Here is an 11,836-nt window from a genome sequence, read left to right on the forward strand (position 1 = left end):
TTGATGATGTGGTCCGCTGCCAGGACAAGCATCAGCGGGTCATCGCCATTCTGCGTGGCCTGCAGCGCCGCGAGGGCGATGGCCGGTGCCGTGTTGCGGCCCACCGGCTCAAGGATGATATTTTTCGACAGTTTACCGAGCTGTCTCAGCTGTTCAGCCACCAGGAAGCGGTGCTCTTCATTGCAGATAACCATAGGCTCATGGGTATCCAGACCGGAGAGGCGCGAGATGGTTTCCTGCAACATGGAGTTCTGCCCGTACAGTCGGAGAAACTGTTTTGGATAGAGTTCACGGGACATCGGCCACAGGCGGCTACCGGTGCCACCCGCCATAATCACAGGAAGTAACATGATAAAATCCTTAATAAAATGAAATATTAAATATGACGTTATGGAAGTAATGACTTCTTCTTTTGCAAATTATGACAAAATTGCAAAAGAAGAAAGATTAAAAACATTTTGGATGGAATATAAATCTTATATTTTCTAATAAAAACTGAAATTAGATTCCGTGTTACGCAATTAAAAAACAACCTGGCTCTTGCCAGGCTGTTTTATCACGAATTAATCAAGCCATTCAGTATGGAATACGCCTTCTTTATCAGTACGCTTATATGTATGCGCGCCAAAATAATCACGCTGCGCCTGAATCAGGTTAGCAGGCAGTACAGCGGAACGATAGCTATCGTAGTAGGCAATAGCCGCAGAGAAGGTTGGAACCGGAATACCATTCTGCACAGCGTAGGCAACCACATCGCGAAGCGCTTGCTGATAATCATCGGCGATCTGCTTGAAGTAAGGCGCCAGCAGCAGGTTGGCAATACCCGCATTCTGCTCATAGGCATCAGTGATCTTTTGCAGGAACTGAGCACGGATGATGCAGCCTGCACGGAAGATTTTAGCAATCTCGCCGTAGTTCAGATCCCAGTGGTATTCATCAGACGCAGCACGGAGCTGGGAGAAACCTTGAGCGTAAGAGACGATTTTGCCCAGATAGAGAGCGCGACGAACTTTCTCAATGAACTCTGCTTTATCACCAGCAGTCTTCGCTTGCGGCCCGGTAAGAACTTTAGAAGCAGCAACACGCTGGTCTTTCAGGGAGGAGATATAGCGAGCAAAGACTGACTCAGTGATAAGCGATAGCGGTTCGCCCAGATCCAGAGAACTCTGGCTTGTCCATTTACCGGTACCTTTGTTTGCTGCTTCATCAAGGATCACGTCAACCAGGTATTTACCCTCTTCATCCTTTTTGGTGAAGATGTCTTTGGTGATGTCAATCAGATAGCTGCTCAGCTCACCTTCATTCCATTCAGTGAAAGTTTGTGCAAGCTCTTCATTAGAAAGCGCCAGGCCACCTTTCAGTAAAGCGTAGGCTTCAGCAATAAGCTGCATATCGCCGTATTCAATACCGTTGTGAACCATTTTGACATAATGACCAGCACCATCCGCACCGATATAGGTTACGCACGGCTCACCGTCTTCTGCAACTGCGGCAATCTGCTTGAGAATTGGCGCAACCAGCTCATAAGCTTCTTTCTGACCACCAGGCATGATAGAAGGGCCTTTAAGCGCGCCCTCTTCACCGCCGGACACACCGGTGCCAATGAAGTTAAAGCCTTCTGCAGAAAGTTCGCGATTGCGACGAATAGTATCCTGGAAGAAGGTGTTACCACCATCAATGATGATGTCACCCTTATCCAGGTAAGGCTTCAGAGAGTCGATGGCACTGTCAGTGCCTGCACCCGCCTTCACCATTAACAGGATACGGCGTGGAGTCTCGAGTGATTCAACAAACTCTTGCACAGTATAATGTGGGACCAGTTTCTTGCCGGGGTTCTCGGCAATTACTTCTTCAGTCTTTTCACGGGAGCGGTTGAAAACGGAGACGGTATAACCGCGGCTCTCGATGTTGAGCGCAAGGTTACGCCCCATCACTGCCATACCGACAACACCGATCTGTTGCTTGGACATTACATACTCCTGTCAGGTGTGGTAACAGCGACATATGCGTCGCTGTTTAAAGCATATTACATGAAGCATACATTAAGGTATAGAAATTATGCAATCAAGATGAAGCAACTAATAATAGTTAAATAATCTCCGCCTATGACTCAATATAATTAAAACATCCATATCAAGAATTAATATAGTATTTAATAACAAGGGTAAAGTAGTACACCCGGTGCTAATAATATATTTTTATACTAAGCCGTGGAAAAGGTAAAGCGCTCCGGGCAATTAATGCTTGAAAACCTCTAAATACTTAAGATTAATAGAAGGTCGTGCTGAATGAGAATAATTAAAGAAGCAACGCTCCATAAAATTTGCAGGTCAAATTCCATGCAGTGATAGTTACCTACAAGTTTTAATAGCTCTATTCAAGATTCATTTCAGTGAGGCGATTTTCTTTAAATTAAAAGCTCCTTTGTGTACTTTAAAGATAATACCATTATTGAAAAAATAATTCATTACAGTTAAAGACAGAAACTCAACAATTAAAACACTATAAGCAGCACCATACACACCAAAGAAATATACCATAACTGTTGAAATAGGTATACTCAACGCCAACACAATGAAAGTCTTCTTCGATAAATATTTATAGCCAGACAACTTTACAATATATCTATTGGATATAAAACCCATTGCAGTTATAACAGTCGATATACATAATATGATTATAATGCCGTACGAATTAATGTATTGCTCCCCATAAAGCAATAAAATCACTGTTTTACCAAAAAAATAGAAAAAAAGTGGAAACACTGACAAGATAATAAAGACAAATGATAGTAGACCTGATGTTTTATCTAAGGCTTTCAATTCGTCCTTTTCAGAATATATCTTAGAAAGAAAAGATATTGCAAGAGCATTACCTATGAAAACCCATGCAGTTCCAAGCGTTAGAGCAACAGAATAAATACCAAGTTCATAGCTACCATTAAAATATGAAAGAGTAAACTGATTGACTCTCGAGTAAAGAGTCATCGATACTGTAGATATTACTAAGGGTATCCCGGTTGTAAAAAGATACTTGTTATAACGCCATTTATGTTTTGCTTTAACTACATAAACTCTTGGCGTATATATGAGCCGTATTAAAAAAGGAATTAAAGTTGTTAGAATTATTGGTATAGCTAAAAAATATACAGGCCACTCAAAAAAAGCAATAATATAACGTAATATTAAACCAAAGATTAAACCTACAACGTTAGCAATAGTGTTGAACTTCGAATTTAGAGTTGCGTCATTGTATATAGTGAAAACGTCCATAGACGTAAAAAAACATGCGATACATACAGAGATCAAGAATACATAATTGATAAAATCACTTTTATCATAAAAAAAACATAGTACAATGAAAGACAATATTAAATATAACCCACCACGTATCAGAAAAGTTGAGTAAATTAATTTCAGACCAGATAAAACCTTCTCTGACACTCGCTTAAAAATAATGTTATCGCATCCTAGCTGAGCTATTACTTGAATAACTTGGAATATAGCAATAGCTAAAGCTAGTTGACCAAATCGAAAAGGACCGATGTATTTCGCAACAAATGAAGTAACAAAAAACAAGCCAAATAATGTTACTATTTTTTCAGACATCATCCAAGCCGCGTTAATAATACTATTTTTTTTCATTGAGATCCTTCTTAAATAAATATAAATACGTCGACCATAAATTGGGCTCACATAACAGTTAAACAATCTTGCAGACTTAAATACCTAAAACTATATTAATTAATTGAATCGAGCCCAAATATTACATATAGAACGTTTCAACATAAAGGCTTATTGGCTTTAGACACTACCAGCAAATTACATTAAGAAAGACACCTCAAGTATTGCATATAAAAACTATCAATAGCATTTATATTAACCCACATAAGAATAATAAAATTATAGAGTTAGGATAATTTGAATTATGAGTTACTGCTCCCTTCTCAATTTGAATAAATCGTACTTGCCATTAATATAATTTGATATTTCCCCATTAAATCTTTCGACTGAAAATTTCTCTGCATTAAACCTACAATCATGATGATGAAAATTTTCGACATTATTATCAAAAGTATTAACTGCCTTAATTATATCTGCAACAGTTTGTTCATGGAAAAATAATCCAGTTGGTTTTTCAACGCCGAGAGGACGAATTGTTTCCAGCGCACCACCTTTACCATAAGCAATAACTGGAGTCCCGCAGGCTTGAGCCTCTACAGGTATAATACCAAAATCCTCTTCTGCAGCGAAAATAAAAGCTTTAGCATTACGCATATATTCCTGCATAACAGCATCAGATTGATACCCTAATATTTCAACATTTGCTTTAGCTTTATTTTTTATTTTTTGCATTTCTGGACCGTCACCAATAACAATAAGTTTTCGATTGGGCATTTCAGAAAAAGCTTCTACAATCAAATCAATTCTTTTATAAGGTACCATACGAGATGCAGTAAAATAATAATCATCTTTATTTATATTTAGCTTAAATTTATTCACATCGACAGGAGGATAAATCACATCAGCCTCTCGGCCATATACTTTTTTTATACGTCGAGCAATGAATTGGGAATTTGCAATAAAATGATCTACACCATTAGCTGTCCGGCAATCCCACAATCTTATTTTATGTAAAAGCACACGTGCGATGAATGATTTAATGCCCTTATCTAGACCTGCCTCTCTTAAATACTGATGTTGTAAATCCCATGCATAACGAATTGGGGAATGTACGTAGCTTATATGCAATTGATCAGGGCCGGTCAATATTCCTTTGGCCACTGCGTGACTGCTAGAAAGAATAATATCGTGTTTTGAGACATCTAATTGTTCTATCGCAAGCGGCATAAATGGTAAATATCGTTGGTAGTTACTTTTTGCTTTAGGTAATTTTTGAATAAATGTTGTTGTAGCTTGTTTATTCATGAACCGAGTTCGCGACTCATCGGAAAGAAAGTCAATAACAGAATAAAGATCGGCCTGCGGAAACAATTTTATAAACTCAGCAATAACTTTTTCCGAGCCTGCATAAGTTACTAACCAATCAGCAACAAGTCCTACGCTAATATTTTGTGACATAAACACCTCTATAAATAATCTTCTATAAAAAAATAACTTTTATTTTATAAGTTTGTTGTCTAGCACTTTTCCAACATGCTGCTATTTTAAGAAAATCCACTCCTATCAATAGCCATATAACAATTAGAGTTTCGAACATAAATCAAGAAAAGCAGCAGGTGATTTTAAACCTAAAGCAATTCATTGCGATCGGTATAGTAAGCGACTTTATTAATAAGAAGAATTGAAAGTTAATTAAAGATTTACTCTAATAAAAAAAACATTCATGAGCTCATCCCAATCTTCAGGAGAGTTATCTTTATCAATAAATATTCGAGTAACACCTTTTTCATATGAGTAATGTGACTGATACTGCTTACCCTTTGATGAAATTAAGGTTACATCTCGCGGTTCTTTTTTTGTTACAAGAGAAAAATTCAATTTATCATAGCTATTTACACTATTTATTAGCACAGCTATAATTACTCGTCTTTCACTAATTTTCACCCCAAAATAATAATCATCTGAATCTAATGAACTTTTCATATTACTTTTTACTTCTTGATTTGCCAAATCACCAGAAGCATACAAGTCATTTAATAAAACAAGCTCATTACCATTTTCTGTAAGAACTGTAGTTCTGTTTTTTAAAGTTGTAGTTAAGCCATACTGTTTTTGTTCACGACTGGCCCATGCAGGATACCAAAATAACTTATAAGTATCCGATGAAGTCCAATTATGGCTAAGTGCCCAACTCATTATTCTAAGATAAGATGATAACAAATTTTGAGGCTTTGATGAGAATCCTAATTCAGTTTGCCAAATACCTTCCACTCTATTTGTTCTGAGATATTTATCATATAACTTAATATATGATTTATGATCTCTATAATGAAAATCAATTATATCAGTGTATTTTATTGCATCTAATTTATCCAAAACATAATCAAATTCATTTAAAGTATTGGATAAAGGCCACCCACCAAATACTACCTTACCATTATTTTCTCGTATGATTTTTGCTGCAGGAATATAGATTTTATTTACAAAATCCTCATTATTTCCTAACCAAAATTTAGCCTTCAACGTAGGCTCATTCCAGACTTGGAAAAAAGTGATATTATATGGATGCGCACGATAACGTTTTACCGTAGATGCAACAAAATCATTCCAAGAAGAAGAATCAAGAGGTGGTGACCCAATTTTACCTTTTACACTTTTGTTCCAATCGGGAACATATGCCAGTATTGGCAAGACATCGTATCCTAACTTCTTTGCAGCAATAATTTCATCATCATATTTTGCGTAATTATAATGTCCCTTCACCGATTCAATGTCACTCCATGGAACATCGATTCTAATAATACTTATCCCTTGTTTTTTCGAAAGTTCTGCAGAAGAAATGCCATTAGAGCCATTTAGATCGCTAAATGTTACTGCAGATGCTTGCTTGCTTAAATAAAGTGCCTGTAATATAAAAAACAACAGGACTGAGAATCTTGCCATCTGCTTTCCACCTTTGAACTTTGAATTGATCTCTAAGAATTATTCAATATATACTTTCCGGATGTTTTCTTTATATACATCGTAAGAAAAATCATTTGGATTACTTAATTTATTCATTCCTCTCATTATAGCCGCCTGTGTAATAACTTGAGAAAGATCATTACCCTCAAAATCAAATTTATAGTAATATAATGACTCTTCAGCCATCTCAGCTAAACCTCCATAATTAGGAACAATGATAGGTAAGCCAGCAGCGGCAGCTTCAACAATTGAAACAGGAGCATTTTCAAGCCATATAGAAGGCAAAACAAATATGTGGTATTTTGATATTTCTGTGATAAGAGTACCTCTATCAATAAAACCGTGAAAAATAACTTCTAAATCTTTTCTACACTTGAGGGACTTAATTGCATCTGCTGATTCACCTGCCCCATAAATATGGAAATGAATTACTTGTTTGGTTTCTTTATTTATCTTTTTTATAAATTCTACCAATCCTTTTTCAGGAGTCAATCGTCCCACATATACGATATGAATACAATCATCTTTTAATAAAGGTTGCCTCTCAACATCAGCTATAAAAACAGGATTCCTTATAACCTTTATTGGCTTAGCAATGTCATAATTTAATAAGGTAGTCTTCATAAAATGACTTGGTGAAATGATCAGATCAATCACTTCCGTTAAATTTAAAAATTTGTAGCATAACAGATGTTGCATGACTTTAAGGAACGAATGTGCATATGATCGATGGTCAAACTTTCTGAAAATATTCAATTTTTTTTTATTATAATCAAAGTTATATCTTTTATTATTTCTAAAATATTGAAAACCACTATTGGGACAAATTATATGGAAGTCATGAGCTGTAAATATGACTTTAATTTTGAAATTTCTTCTATATTTTTTTAAGGCATATAAAATAGATGGGGACAAGTAATGATAATAGTTATGCAAATGAACAACATCCGGTTTAAAATCATTCAGCTTTTGAAGGAATTTAACGTAGTAATCCCTAGAGAATATGTAGGAAGTGATAGATGTTTTCTCTTGTGAGATAAATATATCGTTATGGTATCCAAGTTCTTCAGAAACTTTTATTGTATCTCGCAGTACAGCCTCAGCGCCACCACCTTCATAACTATCAGAAACATGCAACACTTTCATTTTGAGACCTTGTAAATTTTTTCTTTTATGTCGGGAAATTTTTTCTTTAGTTTATATTTACAAACTAAAGCTAATATAGAAAGGCTAAAATTGTTAAATAAGTCGACAAGACTTATATCAACATTTCTATTAATTTTATCTTGTACAAAAAGATTTCTGAGGTTTTCTTTGGATAGAATATCCTTATGTTTTTCAATAAATAATCGATAGCCAACTTGTGCTTTTGAAGAGTTACTTATTCTCCCTTCTTCATGATCAATATTCCATTGATAATTATATTTTTCTATCCTATATCCATTACCGATTTTATGTGTAAGATTAACCCATGCATCATAGTCCTGCCATGCAGGCAAGGTTTCATCGAAACCTCCACTTTCTTTTAAAGAGCTAGTCTTTGTAAAGACTTGATTTCCGACGACGTTCCTCGATAGCAAAGTGTCAAGCGTAATAATGCGTTCATCTATCTTCTGTTTGAACAAGCCGCTAGATGTTTTAGTTATATGTCCAGCACTTAAATATGCATACTTATCTAGATAGGGTGAGCTGACGAAGTCATAAAGTCTTGAAGGGAGAAATTCATCATCATCATCTAATCCTGTTATATAATCTCCATCTGCAATGTTTATTAGCTTGTTTCTGGAATAACAAGCTCCCATTGGGTATGGGTTTTCGATGTATATAAAATCAGAAAATTTTGGTTTGTATGCCTTTATTATCTGTTGATAAGGTACAGATGAACCATCATTACACACCAAAACTTGAAAGTTGTTGTATGTTTGAGCTAATAATGAATCTAACGCCCTTGCTAACATTATCGGACGATTATGGGTAGGAATATAAATACTAACGGTTTTATGCATTTCTCTTCCTTAACACTATGCCACGATGAGCTGAAATTATTGAACATGCTTCAACATTAAAATCTACGTAGCTCATAGCACCTATAACTGAATCCTCACCAATAGTTATTTCGCCTATTACACATGCATATGCCCCAAATTCAACATTATCTTTGATAACAGGACATTTTGTCTCATACCCAGTTTTACTATTATATTTATTACCGATAGTGACTCCATGTCTCAGAACAATGCCGCTGCCTAATACTGCCCCAGGATTTATAATTATTGCCGTAGGGTGGAAAATTTTAATTCCCCATCCGATTTTTGTTTTAGGTTTTATTTCCACGCCCCATAAACACTCAACAATAATATAATATAACATTACAAAAATAAAGAATGTATATTTCAGAGGGTTTCTTGATCGACTAAAGAATAAAGAAGATAATCTGTACAAAAATATTATCACCCTGCTCTTTAATACAGGCTGAGTTCTAATTTCCCTCAAAAACATATTAGTCCATTCAATCATTTATTTTCCTTCTTCCAAAAAATTTCAGATAACATATTCCAAATAATATAAAGAATGGTATCATTTGTGATGGGGTTGTTATACGGTGCTCAGTCGCAGACGAAAATATGCAAGTCCAAAAAGCCAAGCTTAAGGCCATAAATATACCAGGCTCAACATCTTTTAAAGCAATTATTTTTTTATTAATCTCATTAAACAACAGAACAAAAAGGGCATACCCCACAATTCCTAATTCAGCCAAAATTGTAAAAGTTGAATTATGTGCGTGAGCTTCAGAATGTCTGACAACCGCACCATCTTTAATTGAAAACAAATGAGGAATTACATTTACATATCTATAATATAAATCATCATAACTACCAAATCCCAGCCCTACGATTGGCGAGTGAATAAAATTATCAACAGCGCGTGGCCACAAATAGTATAGCCGGTCAATAAAAGTTCCTACCCTTTGAAAGTTAATCGCTTGTGCAGCAGTGGATACTGTATAATTTGCATTTTCGGACATAATTTTACCCATTGATACCCAAGTTGGGTATGTTTCATATACAACAAAAAACTGAATGAGTAAAAAAACTGCAAAAATAACAAGAGGCTTCTTAAATTTTATTAGGGAATATCCAAAGGCAGCCATTATAGCCAGAATACTCCCCCTGGAATTTGTCATATATAAGAAAAAGACAAACATGAGAGCATAAAATAAATATAGCTTATTTTTTGTATGTAGAAATATCCCTAGTGCCATTGCTCCTATTACTGAATAAAACCCTCCTGCGGCATTGTGCGATAAAAAGAAAAAGTGATGTACAGTTGCACCGCCTTCTTCAGGCACTTCTTTTGGCATAATAAGGAAGGCAATGAACGAAGCTATTGAAAATATTACAAAGGATCGTTTGAGCCATTTATCAATATTGATATCAATATGTAATGGTAAAAATATAAACACTAACAATATTAAATAGCTAATTATAAAGTTCCCATCTTTTCTATAGAAATCGAATTCGAAGAAAGAATTAGGGTTGTATATAATTGTGGATGCAATTACATATACATATAGTAATAGTAAATAAAATTCAATTTTTTTAAATTTTAAAATCTCCGTTCTGTAAAAAATACCTATTACTGAAATAGGCGCTAGTAATAGCACTAAAACACTAATCGGTACATAGTTTGTTACAGAAAAAATTAGCGATAGTAGTATTATAAATTTTGAAAGTGTCCTCACATAAATTTCCTTTAACGCAAATCAATCATAACCTAAATCATTTGGTTCAATAAGCACCATCTTTCTTAAGTACAACACTGATAGTTTTAAATAAGATAGCAATGTCATTCCACATTGACCAGTTTTTAACATACCAGGCATCTAAATAGACGCGAGTATCATAATCAACATCACTACGGCCACTAACTTGCCACAATCCGGTCATACCAGGTTTACTTAACAGATAATAATCTACTTCATCATTGTATCGTTCAAGCTCAGCTGTGATGATTGGACGAGGGCCCACCAGACTCATCTCCCCTTTCAATACATTGAACAACTGAGGTAATTCATCAAGGCTAGTTCGACGTAAAAACTGTCCTATCTTTGTAATACGGGGATCATCCTTCAATTTAAATGTGGCTTCCCATTCAGCTTTTGCGCTGGAATCATTCGCCAATAATTTTTCAAGAACCTCTTTTGAGTTGACGACCATTGAGCGAAATTTTAAACATTTAAATGGTTTGCCACCTTTGCCTACCCGCTCATGCCCATAAATGGCAGAGCCGCCATCTTTTTTAACTTTCTGACAGATATAGAGCAACACAGGTGAGAGTATTATAATAATCGATACAGACCCAATAATATCAAATGCGCGTTTGAGAGCACGTGATGACCATTTAGCTAAGTTTTGTTGCACTCTAAAAATCATTACTTCATGGCTAAATATAAATGACATATCTGTACTATCTAATGGCATCCCGCGCAATGTTGGTATCACTGATACATAGCGATACCCGCGGATCATAAACTCACGGAGCCAATTGTTACGTATGTCACTTTGATGATTCTCTACAGCAACTATAAATTGAGTATTCTTATTAACAGTAGCTAACCAAGTCTTATCAACGTTTACTACTCGTATTCCATCAATAGTATGGTCAAAATTATTGCCGTCCTCTATGTTAACAAAACCTACGACCTTCAAACCCAAGTTATTTTCGCTATTAATTGCTTTATACGCCTCTTGAGCATTTTTACCGCTACCTATTATCCATGTATCACGCATCCATAAACCTAAAGAATGTAAAATATACTTTATTGACATGCGGAACAATGGTACTAATGCAGCAGCAAACACCCAGGTCATTAACCAGACATAACGTGAAAAATACCACTTTGCAAAAGCAATAACTGCGACTTCAATAACAGCAAATATAACAAGTGTACGCAAAATCTCTTTCAGTTCAAACCAGAATGTTTTACGGTAAAAATAGTGACGTAACCTAATTCCATACCAAGCAACGCAGCAGACACCTAACAACCAATGTAAACCAATCCACCCTTCAATTTGGTCTTCTGGAACTCTTTGCTGGAAATGCTCCAGTGTTAATGATAGTACACCTAAGGCTAAATATAGAGATAGTGTTAAGCTAAAGAAATCTACTACTGCAAGCGCAATGCTGCAGCTAACATTTCTTGCCAAATGCGTCATAATTTCCTCGCAAGTACGCGTAAATAACAAACA

At 35.5% G+C, this 11,836-nt stretch carries 10 protein-coding genes; all 10 read right to left on the reverse strand.

Annotation, left to right across the window (positions count from 1 at the left end; all coding sequences use genetic code 11):
• Nucleotides 1–350, reverse strand: a 350-nt coding sequence (locus tag ABLV12_RS12605) for a sugar phosphate nucleotidyltransferase (RefSeq protein ID WP_348867072.1), incomplete at its 3' end; no start/stop codon positions are given.
• A gap of 213 nt (nucleotides 351–563) precedes the next feature.
• Nucleotides 564–1,970, reverse strand: a complete 1,407-nt coding sequence (gene gndA / locus ABLV12_RS12610; protein ID WP_023321280.1) for an NADP-dependent phosphogluconate dehydrogenase — start codon at nucleotides 1,968–1,970, stop codon at nucleotides 564–566.
• Nucleotides 1,971–2,384: 414 nt separating this feature from the next.
• On the reverse strand, nucleotides 2,385–3,644 hold the full coding sequence (locus tag ABLV12_RS12615) for an oligosaccharide flippase family protein (protein WP_049102270.1): 1,260 nt from the start codon (nucleotides 3,642–3,644) through the stop codon (nucleotides 2,385–2,387).
• A gap of 288 nt (nucleotides 3,645–3,932) precedes the next feature.
• Complete coding sequence (locus ABLV12_RS12620) at nucleotides 3,933–5,081, reverse strand: glycosyltransferase family 4 protein (protein ID WP_196551266.1); 1,149 nt, start codon at nucleotides 5,079–5,081, stop codon at nucleotides 3,933–3,935.
• A 234-nt stretch (nucleotides 5,082–5,315) separates the two neighbouring features.
• Entirely contained in the window at nucleotides 5,316–6,566 is a 1,251-nt protein-coding gene (locus ABLV12_RS12625) for a hypothetical protein (RefSeq protein ID WP_049102272.1), read from the reverse strand.
• A 39-nt stretch (nucleotides 6,567–6,605) separates the two neighbouring features.
• Nucleotides 6,606–7,733: a glycosyltransferase family 4 protein gene (locus ABLV12_RS12630; protein WP_032728457.1), complete on the reverse strand. Its 1,128-nt coding sequence runs from the start codon at nucleotides 7,731–7,733 to the stop codon at nucleotides 6,606–6,608.
• A complete protein-coding gene (locus tag ABLV12_RS12635; RefSeq protein ID WP_032728459.1) occupies nucleotides 7,730–8,593 on the reverse strand; it encodes a glycosyltransferase in 864 nt (287 codons plus the stop codon). The genes ABLV12_RS12630 and ABLV12_RS12635 overlap by 4 nt, the downstream gene beginning before the upstream one ends.
• Nucleotides 8,586–9,104, reverse strand: coding sequence for a serine acetyltransferase (locus ABLV12_RS12640; RefSeq protein WP_049102274.1), 519 nt, complete (start codon nucleotides 9,102–9,104; stop codon nucleotides 8,586–8,588). The genes ABLV12_RS12635 and ABLV12_RS12640 overlap by 8 nt, the downstream gene beginning before the upstream one ends.
• Nucleotides 9,097–10,329: an O-antigen ligase family protein gene (locus ABLV12_RS12645; protein ID WP_348867075.1), complete on the reverse strand. Its 1,233-nt coding sequence runs from the start codon at nucleotides 10,327–10,329 to the stop codon at nucleotides 9,097–9,099. The genes ABLV12_RS12640 and ABLV12_RS12645 overlap by 8 nt, the downstream gene beginning before the upstream one ends.
• A 46-nt stretch (nucleotides 10,330–10,375) precedes the next feature.
• Nucleotides 10,376–11,803 carry an undecaprenyl-phosphate galactose phosphotransferase WbaP gene (gene wbaP, locus ABLV12_RS12650; protein ID WP_348867076.1) on the reverse strand — a complete coding sequence of 476 codons (1,428 nt, stop codon included), beginning with the start codon at nucleotides 11,801–11,803 and terminating at the stop codon, nucleotides 10,376–10,378.
• Between the last annotated feature and the right edge of the window lie 33 nt (nucleotides 11,804–11,836).

The sequence above is a fragment of the Klebsiella sp. CN_Kp100 genome (assembly GCF_040065315.1).
Taxonomy (GTDB): domain Bacteria; phylum Pseudomonadota; class Gammaproteobacteria; order Enterobacterales; family Enterobacteriaceae; genus Klebsiella; species Klebsiella oxytoca.

Coding starts and splice junctions, on each gene's coding strand:
- wbaP (WP_348867076.1), bottom strand. CDS start 11,803: ATGACGCATTTGGCAAGAAATGTTAGCTGCAGCATTGCGCTTGCAGTA.
- ABLV12_RS12620 (WP_196551266.1), bottom strand. CDS start 5,081: ATGTCACAAAATATTAGCGTAGGACTTGTTGCTGATTGGTTAGTAACT.
- gndA (WP_023321280.1), bottom strand. CDS start 1,970: ATGTCCAAGCAACAGATCGGTGTTGTCGGTATGGCAGTGATGGGGCGT.
- ABLV12_RS12630 (WP_032728457.1), bottom strand. CDS start 7,733: ATGAAAGTGTTGCATGTTTCTGATAGTTATGAAGGTGGTGGCGCTGAG.
- ABLV12_RS12635 (WP_032728459.1), bottom strand. CDS start 8,593: ATGCATAAAACCGTTAGTATTTATATTCCTACCCATAATCGTCCGATA.
- ABLV12_RS12640 (WP_049102274.1), bottom strand. CDS start 9,104: ATGATTGAATGGACTAATATGTTTTTGAGGGAAATTAGAACTCAGCCT.
- ABLV12_RS12625 (WP_049102272.1), bottom strand. CDS start 6,566: ATGGCAAGATTCTCAGTCCTGTTGTTTTTTATATTACAGGCACTTTAT.
- ABLV12_RS12615 (WP_049102270.1), bottom strand. CDS start 3,644: ATGAAAAAAAATAGTATTATTAACGCGGCTTGGATGATGTCTGAAAAA.